We start from the raw sequence: 14,318 nt of genomic DNA on the forward strand, positions 1-14,318 counted from the left end.
TTCGTATGGTGTTCTTACAGATCCACTGAAAAATCGGCATTACCGAATCCGTCAACAGTAAAGTAAATTCTCTTCTCTTCCAGATTCACGAATGTCTCAATCTTTTCAGCATGAATATACGGATGCTTAACAAGGTATTCAAGAACCTTCTTGTTGATTGTCTCTTCTGTGAACTGCTTCTTATCGAACTCAAATACAGTTCTTGTGAAGTTATAGTTCGGAACTGTTGTTTTTGGTGCTGGTTTTTCTTCCTTCTTTGGTTCTTCAACTTTTGGCTGCTCTTCAACCTTTACATCTTCATTTTCCATACTCAAATACCTTTCGTAAAAAAGACATTAACTTATCTTTTTTAATTATAAACGAAATAGAACTCATTTCTATAATGGTGGCAGTATTTTTTATTTTACTTCATAGCATCTTTTAACATTTCCATATACTCTTCCCGAACGCCCTCAGGTCCGGCAATCCTGATACCTCCGGCAAACTGAAATACCCATGCGTAAAATGTTCGGCTGACTGATACTTTTACAGTTGCTCGAAATGATATCCCGGTGTCACAGGAATTATCCCTTCGCTGCCTTCTGTGTATTCGTTTGATACTGTCACTTCAAATGTGTGTTCAGGATACTTTTCCTTCAGGTATTTCTCGGCAAAAGCCTTTTCTTTCTCGACATAATTAATCTGTTTCTCGATTTAAACAACACTTAAATTCTCTTGAATATTCCGCTTAATTCCTTATCCAAACACTCATCCAATATCCTCTCGGCATCTAACTCTCCAAATCCATGATAGAACTCTTCAGCAACACCTCCCGTAATAGCACCTATAGTGTCTGTATCACAAGTAAGACTTAAGACATTTCTTATGAAGCTTGCACCTTTAACTGCCATAACAATCATCTCCTCCTTTGAGTTCTCTCACGCTTCTTATAATCATCCTTTATATCTTCATCCCATGAACTGCTGTCGAGACATTCGCTCGCCTTTGCTGCACATGGAGCCATCATCACTGAACATACTGCCTTGGAAATGCCGGCATAGACATTGGCCGTACCTGCTTCATCACTTACATAATTGACTGCCCTTTCTTTTCGTATTCCAAACTTCTGGGCTTCTGCGTAGGCGTCGATATTGGCACCTATAAAAATAAACTCCCATCCGTATTTCTCCTGCTGACGCTTCACCATGTTTTCGACCTGTTCCCTTGAATAACGTGAACTTGCATTTTCCATACCGTCAGTTGTGATCACAACAATAGTATTGGCAGGTCTGTCCTCATGTCGTGCATACTTGTGGACATTACCGATATGGTGAATGGCTCCGCCTACCGCATCAAGAAGCGCAGTGCATCCTCTCACGTAGTACTGCTTATCAGTCATTTTCTCTATCTTTTCTATCGGAACTCTGTCGTGAATTACCTCGCATACGTCATCAAACAGTACTGTAGATACCAATGCTTTCTCCCCGGTCTTTTTCTGCTTCTCCATCATGGCATTGAAACCACCGATTGTATCTAATTCAAGACCTCCCATGGAACCGCTTCTGTCCAGTATGTAAACTATCTCTGTATAACCTTTACTCATTATGATACCTCCTGCATAATTCGATATAATTTCAGATTTCTTTAGATGATGATTCCTGCATTACCCGGACAAGATTCCTGAGTTACGCGGACAGGATTCTTGAATTATCCGGACAGAACCATTCATGCCAATAAAATATGTTGATCTTCTGCCCCTCTGCAGCGAGGCATTTCATATCTCTTATAATAAGTATACAATTTCGCAATTTAAAAAAGGTAAACCCGGAGTTTACCTTTAAAATGAAATCAGTCTTTAGACAACGGATCCAAACCGTAGTCAAAGAGAACTATATCGATTTTTATAACGTTGTAATCATGCCGTTCAATGAAATACCGTACAACTGCATCAGTCTGGGATATGGGTGATAATGCATATCCCGCAACTCTCAGAAAATCAATGGTCTCATCGAGATTCAGACGAAGCCCCACAGCTAATGCCAGTACCTTTTTCTTTGATGGATTCACAGTCCCCTTCATGATCCTTGAGAAATACTGTTTTGAAATATTGGCAGCTGAATAAACCTCTGAATTCTTAAGTCCTTTCTTATTTATCAGTTTCTGCAGGTGCTTTTCGAAAGACTCTTTGTAAATACTCTTTAGCATGTCATCAAGAGATGCAGATGAAGCGAAGGCACTCTGAGATGCAAAAACATTGTTTCCAGGTAAACTTCCTGCCATTGGTAGTCTGTCAGGAGTTGAACCGGATGTCGGCAGTACATCTTTATCTTCAGTGACTGCTTCATCAGAAATCACTTCATCAAGCGACTCTTCATCCTGAACTTCCCTATAGTCCGAAGCTACCTGAGACGTCCTGTCACAGACATATTCCTCTTCCAATGTCTCAGTAACATAGTCATCATCGATATAGCTTTTGACTTCTTCTCCCAGCTCTCCGGAAATCTTTACAGACTGTTGTCCGAACACCACAAGGATGATCTCCATATCATGTTCTTCAAGAAATCCGGTGAAAGCCTCGACAGCTATCTCCATGGCAAGACGCTGCGGAAACTTATAAGTACCGGTAGCAAGAAGTGGAAATGCTATTGATTTACAGTCGTATTCTGCCGCCAGCTTCAGCGATTTATCGTAACATGCTTTGAGAAGTTCGGCTTCACCCTCGTTGCCACCGTTCCACCATGGGCCACTTGCATGGATTATGTATCTGGCATCCAGGTCAAATGCAGGTGTAATGGCAACATCACCGGGCATAAGGACACCAATATTCTTCCTCTCAGCCAGAAGTCTGTCCCTCCCGGCAGCCGAATATATTGCAAAATCCACTCCTCCACCGATTGTGACATCCGGATTTGCAGTGTTTACGATGGCATCGGCTTTAACTTTTGTTATAGCATTTCGGATGATTTGAAATGGCATGCTGACTCCTTAAATATTTTCTATTCATCCTCGCACTGAGATGACTGTAGCATCGGGTCTTTTTCAGGATCAATAAAAAGAAATATGATCGTTCTATATAAGCAGAACACTGCGGCGCAAAAAATTCCGACATTAAAAAGGATATTTACTGATCCAGATAAGTTCATGGGTCTGTCAAAAAGCAAAGATATGCTAACTACTGAAAGAACCACATAACGGATCAGATTACGTATTTTCCATGTTTTTGCGTCACTGATGGTATACGGTCTGTCACTGTAATAATAATACGGCCGACATTCCATATAATATTTAAATCGATGTGCTCCGATAAAAATGTGTGTACCGAATCTTGCATTTTTCCGATACGATCTGCCATGCTTGAATAATGAATATGCGTTCATATTACATTGCCATTCCTTTCCGGCCGGCTACAGTCTATCCAACTTTTTTATTGATCTACATAATCCCACGCATTAAAAGTCTCTTCCGTGCGCTGTTCTCCATCTGTTATGCCCTTTACAAACTCTGTGACATATGTATCTCCAGAAACAGAATCAATATAGTAACGAAGCTCAGCACCTGTATAAGACCTGAATAACACAACAACCTGGTTATCTGTAGATGATTCTATCTCCCAATAGATAGTGTAATCACCGGATTTTACCATATCCTCAAGTTCCGGATTATTGGCAAAACAGTAGTTTTTGATGGCTGATAATGCCTGTTCACCTGTCTCAATTTTTCGTAATGTTTCTAAAACTCCTGTCGAAGGCTCTTCAGAAGAACTCTCAATCTGTTTTTCAGTAGTAGCTGGCTCTGTCGGATCAGGTATATTATTTCCGCAAGCTATAGTTAAAGCAGTAAAAACAATGCATAGTGCAATAGTCAGTATTGTTCTCTTCATCATTAATCCCCCATATCGTCATAAACTGTAGATTTTAGCGAACTTCTTATCACATATTCATCCCAACTAACACAATCCCGGAAATTGCCAAAAGAATTATGACCAGCTTTTTTACAATCCGTTCATCCAATATCTGTGAGCTCTTAATCCCGGCAAACAATCCCATAACCATAAATGGCACAAGAGCTATGGCCTGTTTCAGTGAATTAAGAGTGAAAATTCCAAGTACGGCATACATAACCATTCTTACCGTGTTTTCAAAGATGAAAACAGCACTGATGTTAGCTTTAAATTCATCTGTAGTAGTGGTTACTCTTCCAACATAAGCAGCCAGTAAAGCTCCGATTCCGAACAATCCACACAACAGACCGGATAACAGACCAATGAGGCTTAATACCAGTCTTGATTCTTTAGTCTTTCCATATTGATATTCTCTTAAAAGCATTTCTACAGCAATAAGAATGACCACTAAACCAAAAAATACTTTTAAATATCTGACTTCTGCATTCTTAAGAAGAAGCGCTCCCGGAATGCTGCCACCCAACACCAACAATGAAAGCGGAATATACACTTTCCGATCAAGCTGCTTTCGATTCCTCCAGGTCAGTATTAAATTTGTGGGGTAGCCCAGCAATAATTCAACCGGTGATATATTAACATTTGCTTCGCCAAAACCTAATACTGCTGTAAAAACCAATGTGTTTGCGAAGCCACAAAGGCCCTTTATATAGAATGCTAATACCGTAGCAAGTATCCACAAAATCAAGTTAAAATCTCCTTAGCATTAATAAGACTATATGTCTTTTCATTATCCCAGCATCCAGGATAAACCACGGTTCAAGTAATCATTCCAGAATGTCCAGTCATGCTTTCCCGGGCCATCTTCAAAGAAGAAATCGGCATTTTCCTTCTTCAGGAAATCCCTAAAATCCGTATTTGCATTATACAATTCCGGAGAATCCTCAGTACCGATCGCCATATAAAGTCTCGGAATTTTCTTACCCTCTCTCTTTAACTTCTCGAATTGAACCTTAGGATTCTTATCCGATTCCATAAGTTTTGATAAATCACCAAATATATCTGTGAGCATCTCGACCGGCATAAGATTTGTAGCTGAAGCATCCGCCTTTGCTATATCATCTAAGTGTATTGCTGAAGATAAGGCAATGCACTGTGAAAATCTGTCAGGATAAGCAAATGCAGTATGAATTGCTCCATAGCCGCCCATTGATAAACCTGCAATGAGAGAATCCTCTCGATCAGAGAAGTATCCGAAAACCTTATGGATATAATCCGGCAGCTCTTCTCCTACAAATTGACAGAAATTACCGCCAACATATCCTTTATCCAGGTAGAAAGAATTACCCGTTGTTGGCATGAATACAGCAAGATTATATTGGATAGCCATCTCCTGCGCCACTCCGCCAAAAAGCCAGTCTGTATCTGTGCCGGTTAAACCATGCAAAAGTAACAGGCTTTTCGTTGGCCGTTCATAATGTTTTGGTTCTTTGACTTCTGCCATTTCAACATCATTTGGTAACACAAAAGAGAAGTTCGCATGCTGCATTATACTCTGAGCATGAAATTCCATCCTTCCACTTGCCATAATTACCTCCTTTATACCAGATCTTACTCTTCTATATTCGTTGCATCACTAGCGCATCCAAGTTCAAATAAGTTCCTGACTTCTCTTGCCATGTTGAAAGCATATGCGTTTTCGGTATCCATGGTAACCTCCGGAACAGGGGTGACAGTTATAGTATCATGAGTCCCGGCTCACATTGATCTGCGAACCGGGATTCTCACAGGAGTTACACTTAGTGGCCTTTGTGCTTCTCCCTCTTTTTTTGCTGCTTCAGATCATAATGTCTCTGCCTCTCAGCTTCACGCATCTCTTTCCTGTTCTCCTTGCGTTCAGCCTTCATTTCCTCCCTTTGCTTCTGCAAAGCCTGCTGGGACTTGGTTCCAATGCCGGTGTTTTGCATCTGCTTCACAGCATTACGCTGTCTTCTCTTGGGATTATCAGCAGTTTTCTTTAGTCTGACCTCCACAGCCGGACTGAATTTCAGTTCACGATAATGCTTAAGTATGAAATCCCGGACTTCGTTATCCTTAGGTTCTGATCCAAAGGTCATTTTACTTACCGACAACTTTTCACCAGATACCTTTTCGAAAACTCCAACCCAGAACGGATCCTCAAAGAATACCGTGAGCTTTCCACTCGTTTTGTCCATAATGTCTCCACTCCGTTCCGGTCGGCTCAGAGCAATCGTCCACTGCAAGATCTATAAAATACCGTCCTGCTTTTCTTGGTGGCCTGTTCCTTGAATATATCAGGCAACTTTCCCATGTAGGTTCATCAGTAAGTCTGAACCGGTTAATATCATGATACATCTTTGCCTGTGATTCGGGAAGTATGGTAAGACAAAACTCCACCCCATAATTCAGGTTCCAGAAAGTTACATTAAAGTCTGACTCATCTGAGAAAAATGTCGGTAAACGATCCTCAGTAATGTTAGCCGATGCTTTGTATTTTTTCTTTATATATTTTTCTACATCAGCTCTTATTGAAACCATACAGCACCTCCACTAATTACCAGACTTTCTCCAATTTAATTTCAGAATATGAATCGATACCAATATTCTTTACTAAAACCCTGCAGTGATCAGCCTTCCCCAAAATGCTCATCCATTTTCTCAATATACCGTCTTTGATGAATCCTTCATTCCAAAAAATATCGTAATCATCATCCCAAAAGATAAGATTCTCATCCTCACTGTCTTTTAAGAGCATTGCTGAAGCAAGATACAAATCGAGAGAATCTATTATTGTTTGTGATATGGCACTGCTTAGGTATCTATATAAGCTACCTTCTCCAGTATTAGATTCACCTATGCTTGCTAAACGGTACATTTGTGTTCCTTTAATTGTGATATCTGTATTTTACAAACTCTATACTCTATCATAGCATCATACCCGGCACGGTTTGTACAATTCTACAATTAACTCTTTTCCTGACTGATATTAGTATTTTTTCCATTTCACTGACAGAGTCACATTTCTATATTTAAAAAGCTGAGAAATCCCCCTCAGCTTTTTCTATACTACTACTTTGAAAGCCTTGCTCCCATCTTGAAAGTACCAAGGATTGTAGTATGATTATTTGCATATGCAATCGATAAATCGCGATTTGTCGTACTCTTGTGAAGATAAATGAGGAGATATGGAAATGGAAGCAGTTATTCGAAAAGTACAGCAAGGTGATGCTAGTAATCTTGCTTATATTCAAACTGAAAGCTGGAAAGCAGCTTTTACGAGCATCCTTGACGCTGAGACATTAACAAAATGTACTAATATTGAACGAGCAACCTCTATGTATCAGAGGCTATTAGATGAGAAAAAGGGAAATGGATATCTTCTCGCTGTGGACGGAAAACCTCATTGCATTGCATATTGGGATGCAGCAAGAGACTCCGAACTTGTCGGGAAAGCGGAACTGATTTGCATTCACAGCTTGCCCAACAATTGGCATAAAGGCTATGGTAGTATGATGATGAATCGGGTTCTGAAAGACATCAAGGAAGCGGGGTATTCCGAAGTGGTTCTGTGGGTGTTCCGGCAAAACCTTCGCGCTAGAGCTTTTTATGAAGCAAACGGGTTCGCATTGACTGATTTTTCAAAGCCTGCGTTTGATACAGAGGAAGTCCTTTATTCAAAAAAAATATGATAGGGACAACTTCCGAATTGTAGGGAGATAGCCCCTGGGGACGGGGACCAAAATAAAGGAAAGAAAAGGAAGAAAGATGAAAAAAGCGGCAAAAATCACAGGAATAATCTTAGCCGTGTTGGTAGCAATCCCCCTTGTATTGCTCCTAATTGTCAGCATTCGTACTACGCTAACGCAGGACGATTATTCGGCGGTGTATACGAATCCGAAGTATCAGAATCCGGTAAAAGTAGCTGACGTGGAAGTGATTCAGCAACACATTTCTTGTGGGTATGCGGTCATTGAGATGTTCTCTGCATGGAATGGGGGAAATGTGACAGAGGATAGTCTCTTCGATGAATACGGAACAGTTGTGACTTCCTCCGGCAATAATTTTTGCAAGGAGATGAACAAGCAGTTCCCGGAATATACCACGACCATGCACAAGTACGTGAAGAATACCGAGTTTATCGATATCATGTATGACACCTTAGAATCCGGCAAGCCGGTTCCCTTTGAATGGGCGGCGATGTATGGGGATGAATGGACGCTGCATTATTCCTTGATTGTAGGCGCTGACATTCCAAATGATACGATTACGGTTGCAAATCCCTATGGCTATTACGAAGTGCTGACGCCGGAAGAATTATTGGAGCGCACCAGCTTCCGGGCGTATGAACATATGCCATTATTCATGCGAATGGGATTTGCAATTGGATTGTTTGAGAAGAACACACTCTATTCCGTGGAATAATCAATGCTAATGGTTATAGTAACATCTCCATTGGAAAGAAGATCAGTCATATCTTCCGTATTCTTATCAGATATATGTCCAAGTCTTGTATATGACCAGCTATTAGAACCATAGAACACTACCATCTGATTTCCTGAGTATAGTACAACGTCACCTGAACTCGTTGTTGTATGCTTATCATCTCTCGGCAGACTCTGTCCAATTGAGCCCACCTGTTCAAAACCGCCATACATTGACATCTGAATTGTAACATCACCGTCTTCAGCCATATTCCTCAGTGCCTCTACAGCCTGATTGTCTTCCCAATCCACATTAACTTTTGTATCGCCGATTTTCATTGTCATAGAACTATCTCCAATAGCTTCATCCTCTGCTGATTCATTTTCTGCGGCAAGCTGATACATAGTTGTTCCCTCCGGCGTGACATTCTCTTTTGGACTTTCCGTTTCATTATTTTCTGATGCTGATATTTCAGTTACGGCACCCAGATCTGAGCTTGTGTTTTTGGTTGTCCCTGCACAGGCGCTCATGCAAAACATTATGGTCATACAGAATGCCAGAAAAATCATTTTCGTTTTCATCGCAGACTTCCTTTATTTTAGAGCTTTACCAAATTCGAAGGCTTCGTTTAACTCTTCAGTTTTTTTCGATGCCTCACCCATATCGCCTACGCCACCGCAGAATAAGGAACCGGAAAACTCAGCCTTTTCAAAACAGTCAACCCATCCCTGAAGTCCGCTTTCAGCCTTTTTAGGCACAAACTCTTCATCCTCAGCCGCAACAGAGAGCATATATACATTCCTAAACTTATAGTCTGAAGGATACAGCGGATTGAGCCTGTCCAAAAGAGTTTTCATCTGGCCGCTCATCTCGTAATAATAAATCGGAGTTGCAAATACAAGGGTATCTGCATTCTTTACTTTTTCTGCAATCTCAGCAGCATCATCCTTAATGACACATTTCTGAGTATTCTGACAGGCAAGACAACCTATACAAAAACCGATACTCTTCCCTTTAAGACTTATATACTCCACATCATGACCTGAAGCTTTTGCTCCCTCTATAAGCTTTTCAGTAAGTATATCGGAATTACTATTTGCACGAAGGCTTGTAGAAATTACTAACACTTTGCTCATATCATCCCATCCTTTATTTCTTTTCTGTCATATCCTCTATTCTGTCCGAATTAAGATATTCCAGTATTTCTTCAACCGTTATCATTATTTCAGATTCTTCTTAAAGAAGTTCTCCAGCTTGTCAAAAGGAATATAATCCTTATCTCCGCCATCATACAGATCAGTATGTACTGCATCAGGGATTATCATTAGTTCCTTATTATCTGCATACTTGCTGTCTCTGATCATATCTGCATAAGCATCTTTTGAGAAATAACATGAGTGTGCCTTTTCTCCGTGAACAAGTAAAACTGCACTTCTGATCTCATTGCTGTACTTAAGGATTGGCTGATTAACGAAAGACTCACAACCGATCACATTCCAGCCGCCGTTGGAATTAAGACTTCTCTTGTGGTAACCTCTGTCGGTCTTGTAGTAGTCATAGTAATCTTTTACAAAGAAAGGTGCATCCTCCGGAAGTGGATCTACTACTCCGCCGCCAAGCTTATATTCACCAGCCTTAAGGTCCTCCAGTCTCTGCGCACACATAGCTGCCTTATGCTGATATCTTGCTTCTTCACTGTCCTCTGAATCAAAATATCCCTTGGCATTTACTCTTGTCATGTCGTACATTGTCATAGCAGCTGTCGCCTTGATCCTTGTATCAAGAGCTGCTGTATTGATTGACATTCCTCCCCAGCCACAGATACCGATTATTCCGATCCTTTCAGGATCTACCTTTTCATTAAGTGAAAGAAAATCAACTGCGGCCATGAAGTCTTCTGTATTGATATCCGGTGATGCCATATATCTCACATTTCCTCCGGACTCTCCTGTGAATGACGGGTCAAATGCTATGGTCAAAAAGCCTCTTTCTGCCATTGTCTGTGCATAGAGTCCTGAGCACTGCTCTTTTACTGCTCCGAAAGGTCCGCATACAGCAATTGCAGGAAGTTTACCTTCTGCATTCTTTGGCACATACATATCTGCCGCAAGGGTGATTCCATATCTGTTTACAAATGTAACTTTGCTGTGGTCTACCTTATCACTTTTCTTAAATGTCTTATCCCATTCTGTTACAAGGTTTAATTCTTCTTTTCTGATCATTTTATTATCCTCCTGAATTACTTTTCTTTCTGAATCTGTCTTATCAAAAAATCCATGTTATCTACTTTTTTCTGGCTGGCATGAAGCTCATCCATAAGGTGGCACCGACATTTCCGCAGATCTCGAAGGAGCGTATCGGTATCGCCTTCTTCATACATTTTCTTCATGAAGCAAATCTGTTTATCGTCACAGCCCATATCTGAAAGGTTTTCAAGAATCTTCTCTGTATCCATCTTATTTCTCCTTCCGGTTTCCATATTAAAACCTTGACCTGGTTTTCGCTAATGAATAAAATAAATATCATGATATTTATTTTTGGAATAACACATAAATGGTCAGCTTTATGGAGGATTTCATGGAAATAAAAAATCTCAGATACTTTCTTGCAGTTGCAAGGGAAGAAAACATGTCAAAGGCTGCTGAGCAGCTTCATGTATCACAGCCTACTCTTTCAAAGACATTAAAAGCATTAGAAGAAGAACTTGGAAAAAAGTTATTTGTCAGGCACAGCTTCAGTATTTCACTTACTGATGAGGGAATGCTTCTTCGTGACCGCGCCCAGGATCTTGTGGCTATGTCAGATAAGATCGAACAGGAATTTAACTCACTGGATGATATAACAGGTGGAGATATTTACTTTGGACTGGCAGAAAGCTATCAAATCAGATACCTTGCCAGAGAGATTTATAAATTAAAGGAAAAATACCCAAACTTCACTTATCATATAACAAGCGGAGATACTGAGCAGGTTACTGAAAAGCTTGATAAGGGTATTTTAGACTTTGCTGTACTATGTGAAACACCTGACAGCAACAAATACGAATATGTAAAATTTCCGGAAGCTGATGTATGGGGAGCGATCATCTCTTCATCTCATTCCCTTGCAAAGAAAAAAAACATCCATGTCTCCGACCTGATAGGACAACCTCTATTTGTCTCTGAACAGAGCTGGAACAATGAGATCAAAGCGTGGTCTAAAGACAGATTTAATGAGCTTAAGCTTGAGGGTTCCTTCAGGCTTTCCTATAACGGCTCTGTATTTGCAAGGGAAAACCTTGGAATACTTCTTACATTTAAAGATCTGATAAATACCGAAGGAACTGACATGGTTTTCAGGCCACTTTCACCTGAACTAAAATCAGAGCTGTATCTGATATGGAACAAGTATCAGACCTTTACTCCTATTGCGGAAAAATTTCTGGAGCAGATAAAAAAGACTTTCAAGTAATTTTCATTAAGGTCACAGCAGTATGAAGCTATGACCTTCTATATGGTTCCTTTTTCTTCCTCAGGTATTGCTCCTGTTGATGAGCAATAGACAAGCTTTGATACTTTGTGCTCTTTGCTTTGAGCTTGAAGTCATTATAGGAAAATGAGCACACAAAAAGAACAACACTTTTTGCAAAATGTGTTGATTTCAGGAGTACAGGTCCCGACACGTTTTGTAAAAAGTGTTGATTTGTAAATTCGATATAGTGTTTTTACTGCGTTATGGCTTGATGATACACTTCTGTATGACGCTTATGATCTCATCTTTTGACTCGGTGCATCCACCTCGTACCCACTCAGTGACAACTCCGATAATGCCCTTAAGATAAAAGACCATGATAAGTGGCTGTTCTTTTTGGGAAACTCCAAACCTTGTAAGAATGGGGCCGAATATTGTTTTAAACCAGGTTTCATAGGTCTTTTCTGCGCCCATCATCTCGTTCTTTTCATACATCAGATAAAAGAGCTTGCGATTCTCTTCCACAAAATCCAGATATGGCATCAGATACTTGGGTGTTACAAGGAACAACTCATCCTCATTTTTTTTATCAATATCAAGTGCTCCAGGCCCCTCAGCACCAAAGCGCCCAAAGAAATCTTTATATACTGCTTCCACCGTTTCATGCAGAAGATCATTTACATTATCATAGTGAAGATAAAAGGTGGATCTGTTAACGCCAGCGGTTTCACATATCTCCTTAACAGAAATAAGTTCAAAATCTTTACTGTCAAGAAGTGTCAGTAACGCTGTATGCATTTTTTCCGCTGACTTAAAATACTTGCTCTCATTCTTATTCATAGCAAAGCACTCCTAACACCTGTAGACTCATAAGCATTAAACTGCAATACCCGAAAGCCAAGTTTTTACCTTTGGATAGACAATCTATTACCAGCTTCTCTCCAATATGCAACCCTCGACATTTGAACTTACTGCATAACTTGCATTACAAATATGTCCACATCTACCGACATTATTCGGATGCAAAATATATAAACCGACAATCTGTCCATCGTCTTCAGCGACTCCAGTATAACTCTGCGATTCAAAAAACTCCCGGCCTGACACATCGTCAAGCAGATCTTCCTGAGGAAACGCTATTCCATCTTCAACAACCTCATTCCAGATGTCTATCATCTGCTGGAGGTCATTTCTTCTTTGGCGCCGGTAAGTCCTCATACATCGACTCTACGAGTTCCCTCAAAAACTCCCTGTTATCAACATCATCAACAAGGATCATTTCTTTTGCTCCTTCATACGGAAGTTCCAGCTCCGCATCAGGCATCATAGCTATAGCAGTTTTTGTAGGCTTCACCAGAAAGCGGTCATCATAGATACCGCCAAATACCTTGCCTCGATAATAAAGGACATATTCACCCATCATCGCACGATGAGTTATATCATTAAGCTCTGACAGTTGCTCCAATATGTAATCCAGATAATCTTTACTCGATGCCATCTGTTAACCCCTTACCTATTTATCCTGAAAAGTTAAAAATCAACGACAATTTCTGAGATAGCCACCAAAGTAGCCTCTCCGCTTATTATTATTCTTCCGTTCTCAAGCAGTTTGCAGTATAGATGACCACCTCTTTTTGATGCCTGATATGCATGAATCTCTGATTTTCCCAGTTCTTTTGACCAATAATCTGCTATCTGACAATGTGCAGAACCGCACACGGGATCTTCAGGAACCAAAAGTTTAGGAAAGAAGCTACGTGATACACAGTCTGTATCTGTTCCCTTTGCAGTAACATCCTGCCCACGGCCGGGTAGCTCAGCAAGTTTACTCTGATCCGGCTGCATGTTTCGGATCTGCTCCTCAGATTCAAAAATGCATACAAGATCAGGTCCCAATATTGCCTTAACGGGTCTCACTCCAAAAGCACTTTCCATATCATCTGTCACTGGTATCTCCTGCTGCTCATATGTGGGAAAGTCCATCTCATAGAGTTTACCTTTTCTGGCAATTGTTAGTTTTCCGCTGAGAGTATTAAATTCTATTACATCCTTATTCTGCTCAAAGTAGTTAAATATCACAAAAGAGGAGGCCAGGGTCGCATGACCGCATAGTTCAACCTCAGATCCCGGAGTAAACCATCTGAGGTGATAGCCTTCTTCCTCCTTGACTATAAATGCTGTCTCGCTCAGATTATTCTCCATCGCGAGCTTCATCATGAAATCTTCTTCCGGCCATTTATCCATTACACAAACTGCCGCCGGATTCCCGGAAAAAGGTTTGTTTGTAAAAGCATCAACAATATATTGTTTCATTGCTTACCTCACTCGTTTTTTATACTCATATACTATCTGAACCCATTCTGCGCCAGAACTATAATACCTTGCTCATAACTTTTTTCTAATCTCTTTAAGAATTACTTAAGCAGCTTGAAAACTCTAGTGCCTTATTCCTCTTCTTCCCATCCTTTGCAAACGTCGCACCAGCCTACGGTCTCAGTAATCTCTTCCAACTCGTCAGGAGTAATCTTGACCGACGTAAACTCGTTAC

At 40.5% G+C, this 14,318-nt stretch carries 21 protein-coding genes and 1 pseudogene; 3 read left to right on the plus strand and 19 right to left on the minus strand.

Annotated elements, in window-relative coordinates:
- Positions 1–14: 14 nt before the first annotated feature.
- From BM294_RS13010 to BM294_RS13060, 11 genes are all read right to left on the minus strand, one after another.
- Positions 15–308, minus strand: a complete 294-nt coding sequence (locus BM294_RS13010) for a DUF6465 family protein (RefSeq protein WP_091209113.1) — start codon at positions 306–308, stop codon at positions 15–17.
- Between the two features lie 95 nt (positions 309–403).
- Complete coding sequence (locus BM294_RS16875; protein WP_442950784.1) at positions 404–598, minus strand: WCX domain-containing protein; 195 nt, start codon at positions 596–598, stop codon at positions 404–406.
- Positions 599–704: 106 nt separating this feature from the next.
- Positions 705–890 (minus strand): hypothetical protein, encoded by a 186-nt coding sequence (locus BM294_RS13015; protein WP_139225894.1) that lies wholly within the window; start codon positions 888–890, stop codon positions 705–707.
- A 5-nt stretch (positions 891–895) separates the two neighbouring features.
- On the minus strand, positions 896–1,582 hold the full coding sequence (locus BM294_RS13020; protein ID WP_091209119.1) for a vWA domain-containing protein: 687 nt from the start codon (positions 1,580–1,582) through the stop codon (positions 896–898).
- A gap of 245 nt (positions 1,583–1,827) precedes the next feature.
- Positions 1,828–2,955 carry a macro domain-containing protein gene (locus BM294_RS13025; RefSeq protein WP_091209121.1) on the minus strand — a complete coding sequence of 376 codons (1,128 nt, stop codon included), beginning with the start codon at positions 2,953–2,955 and terminating at the stop codon, positions 1,828–1,830.
- Positions 2,956–3,403: 448 nt separating this feature from the next.
- Complete coding sequence (locus BM294_RS13035) at positions 3,404–3,862, minus strand: hypothetical protein (RefSeq protein WP_091209128.1); 459 nt, start codon at positions 3,860–3,862, stop codon at positions 3,404–3,406.
- Between the two features lie 46 nt (positions 3,863–3,908).
- On the minus strand, positions 3,909–4,625 hold the full coding sequence (locus BM294_RS13040) for a sulfite exporter TauE/SafE family protein (RefSeq protein WP_242944536.1): 717 nt from the start codon (positions 4,623–4,625) through the stop codon (positions 3,909–3,911).
- 42 nt (positions 4,626–4,667) lie between these two features.
- A complete protein-coding gene (locus tag BM294_RS13045; protein WP_091209130.1) occupies positions 4,668–5,465 on the minus strand; it encodes an alpha/beta hydrolase in 798 nt (265 codons plus the stop codon).
- 211 nt (positions 5,466–5,676) lie between these two features.
- Positions 5,677–6,093 (minus strand): YjdF family protein, encoded by a 417-nt coding sequence (locus BM294_RS13050; RefSeq protein ID WP_091209133.1) that lies wholly within the window; start codon positions 6,091–6,093, stop codon positions 5,677–5,679.
- Positions 6,056–6,436 (minus strand): hypothetical protein, encoded by a 381-nt coding sequence (locus BM294_RS13055; RefSeq protein WP_091209136.1) that lies wholly within the window; start codon positions 6,434–6,436, stop codon positions 6,056–6,058. Before BM294_RS13055 ends, BM294_RS13050 begins: the two co-directional genes overlap by 38 nt.
- A gap of 16 nt (positions 6,437–6,452) precedes the next feature.
- Complete coding sequence (locus BM294_RS13060; protein WP_091209138.1) at positions 6,453–6,773, minus strand: hypothetical protein; 321 nt, start codon at positions 6,771–6,773, stop codon at positions 6,453–6,455.
- Positions 6,774–7,089: 316 nt separating this feature from the next.
- Here BM294_RS13060 and BM294_RS13065 point away from each other — a divergent pair, with 316 nt between their 5' ends.
- On the plus strand, positions 7,090–7,587 hold the full coding sequence (locus BM294_RS13065; protein ID WP_091209141.1) for a GNAT family N-acetyltransferase: 498 nt from the start codon (positions 7,090–7,092) through the stop codon (positions 7,585–7,587).
- Between the two features lie 76 nt (positions 7,588–7,663).
- Complete coding sequence (locus BM294_RS13070) at positions 7,664–8,320, plus strand: C39 family peptidase (RefSeq protein WP_091209144.1); 657 nt, start codon at positions 7,664–7,666, stop codon at positions 8,318–8,320.
- Here the strand turns inward: BM294_RS13070 and BM294_RS13075 are convergent.
- From BM294_RS13075 to BM294_RS13090, 4 genes are all read right to left on the minus strand, one after another.
- On the minus strand, positions 8,305–8,901 hold the full coding sequence (locus BM294_RS13075; RefSeq protein WP_091209146.1) for a cyclophilin-like fold protein: 597 nt from the start codon (positions 8,899–8,901) through the stop codon (positions 8,305–8,307). The two genes, BM294_RS13070 and BM294_RS13075, sit on opposite strands and share 16 nt — an antisense overlap.
- 12 nt (positions 8,902–8,913) lie before the next feature.
- A complete protein-coding gene (locus tag BM294_RS13080) occupies positions 8,914–9,456 on the minus strand; it encodes a flavodoxin family protein (RefSeq protein WP_091209149.1) in 543 nt (180 codons plus the stop codon).
- Between the two features lie 84 nt (positions 9,457–9,540).
- A complete protein-coding gene (locus BM294_RS13085; protein ID WP_091209151.1) occupies positions 9,541–10,542 on the minus strand; it encodes an alpha/beta hydrolase in 1,002 nt (333 codons plus the stop codon).
- 17 nt (positions 10,543–10,559) lie between these two features.
- On the minus strand, positions 10,560–10,775 hold the full coding sequence (locus BM294_RS13090; RefSeq protein ID WP_091209154.1) for a hypothetical protein: 216 nt from the start codon (positions 10,773–10,775) through the stop codon (positions 10,560–10,562).
- A gap of 122 nt (positions 10,776–10,897) precedes the next feature.
- Between BM294_RS13090 and BM294_RS13095 the strand changes: the two genes are divergently transcribed.
- Positions 10,898–11,770, plus strand: coding sequence for a LysR family transcriptional regulator (locus tag BM294_RS13095; RefSeq protein ID WP_091209157.1), 873 nt, complete (start codon positions 10,898–10,900; stop codon positions 11,768–11,770).
- Between the two features lie 261 nt (positions 11,771–12,031).
- Here the strand turns inward: BM294_RS13095 and BM294_RS13100 are convergent, their stop codons facing one another.
- The 4 genes and pseudogenes from BM294_RS13100 to BM294_RS13115 all read right to left on the minus strand — a co-directional run bounded on the left by BM294_RS13100 (position 12,032) and on the right by BM294_RS13115 (position 14,083).
- Positions 12,032–12,610, minus strand: coding sequence for a TetR/AcrR family transcriptional regulator (locus BM294_RS13100; protein WP_091209160.1), 579 nt, complete (start codon positions 12,608–12,610; stop codon positions 12,032–12,034).
- Between the two features lie 32 nt (positions 12,611–12,642).
- Positions 12,643–12,988, minus strand: a pseudogene (locus BM294_RS13105) (GNAT family N-acetyltransferase); the annotation flags it as partial.
- A complete protein-coding gene (locus tag BM294_RS13110; RefSeq protein WP_091209163.1) occupies positions 12,957–13,268 on the minus strand; it encodes a TfoX/Sxy family protein in 312 nt (103 codons plus the stop codon). The pseudogene BM294_RS13105 and the gene BM294_RS13110, both read right to left, overlap by 32 nt.
- Before the next feature lie 32 nt (positions 13,269–13,300).
- Positions 13,301–14,083 (minus strand): PhzF family phenazine biosynthesis protein, encoded by a 783-nt coding sequence (locus BM294_RS13115; RefSeq protein ID WP_091209166.1) that lies wholly within the window; start codon positions 14,081–14,083, stop codon positions 13,301–13,303.
- Between the last annotated feature and the right edge of the window lie 235 nt (positions 14,084–14,318).

Source organism: Oribacterium sp. WCC10, assembly GCF_900113415.1.
GTDB lineage: Bacteria > Bacillota > Clostridia > Lachnospirales > Lachnospiraceae > Oribacterium.

Coding starts and splice junctions, on each gene's coding strand:
- BM294_RS13010 (WP_091209113.1), bottom strand. CDS start 308: ATGGAAAATGAAGATGTAAAGGTTGAAGAGCAGCCAAAAGTTGAAGAA.
- BM294_RS13015 (WP_139225894.1), bottom strand. CDS start 890: ATGGCAGTTAAAGGTGCAAGCTTCATAAGAAATGTCTTAAGTCTTACT.
- BM294_RS13020 (WP_091209119.1), bottom strand. CDS start 1,582: ATGAGTAAAGGTTATACAGAGATAGTTTACATACTGGACAGAAGCGGT.
- BM294_RS13025 (WP_091209121.1), bottom strand. CDS start 2,955: ATGCCATTTCAAATCATCCGAAATGCTATAACAAAAGTTAAAGCCGAT.
- BM294_RS13035 (WP_091209128.1), bottom strand. CDS start 3,862: ATGATGAAGAGAACAATACTGACTATTGCACTATGCATTGTTTTTACT.
- BM294_RS13045 (WP_091209130.1), bottom strand. CDS start 5,465: ATGGCAAGTGGAAGGATGGAATTTCATGCTCAGAGTATAATGCAGCAT.
- BM294_RS13050 (WP_091209133.1), bottom strand. CDS start 6,093: ATGGACAAAACGAGTGGAAAGCTCACGGTATTCTTTGAGGATCCGTTC.
- BM294_RS13055 (WP_091209136.1), bottom strand. CDS start 6,436: ATGGTTTCAATAAGAGCTGATGTAGAAAAATATATAAAGAAAAAATAC.
- BM294_RS13060 (WP_091209138.1), bottom strand. CDS start 6,773: ATGTACCGTTTAGCAAGCATAGGTGAATCTAATACTGGAGAAGGTAGC.
- BM294_RS13065 (WP_091209141.1), top strand. CDS start 7,090: ATGGAAGCAGTTATTCGAAAAGTACAGCAAGGTGATGCTAGTAATCTT.
- BM294_RS13070 (WP_091209144.1), top strand. CDS start 7,664: ATGAAAAAAGCGGCAAAAATCACAGGAATAATCTTAGCCGTGTTGGTA.
- BM294_RS13075 (WP_091209146.1), bottom strand. CDS start 8,901: ATGAAAACGAAAATGATTTTTCTGGCATTCTGTATGACCATAATGTTT.
- BM294_RS13080 (WP_091209149.1), bottom strand. CDS start 9,456: ATGAGCAAAGTGTTAGTAATTTCTACAAGCCTTCGTGCAAATAGTAAT.
- BM294_RS13085 (WP_091209151.1), bottom strand. CDS start 10,542: ATGATCAGAAAAGAAGAATTAAACCTTGTAACAGAATGGGATAAGACA.
- BM294_RS13090 (WP_091209154.1), bottom strand. CDS start 10,775: ATGGATACAGAGAAGATTCTTGAAAACCTTTCAGATATGGGCTGTGAC.
- BM294_RS13095 (WP_091209157.1), top strand. CDS start 10,898: ATGGAAATAAAAAATCTCAGATACTTTCTTGCAGTTGCAAGGGAAGAA.
- BM294_RS13100 (WP_091209160.1), bottom strand. CDS start 12,610: ATGAATAAGAATGAGAGCAAGTATTTTAAGTCAGCGGAAAAAATGCAT.
- BM294_RS13110 (WP_091209163.1), bottom strand. CDS start 13,268: ATGGCATCGAGTAAAGATTATCTGGATTACATATTGGAGCAACTGTCA.
- BM294_RS13115 (WP_091209166.1), bottom strand. CDS start 14,083: ATGAAACAATATATTGTTGATGCTTTTACAAACAAACCTTTTTCCGGG.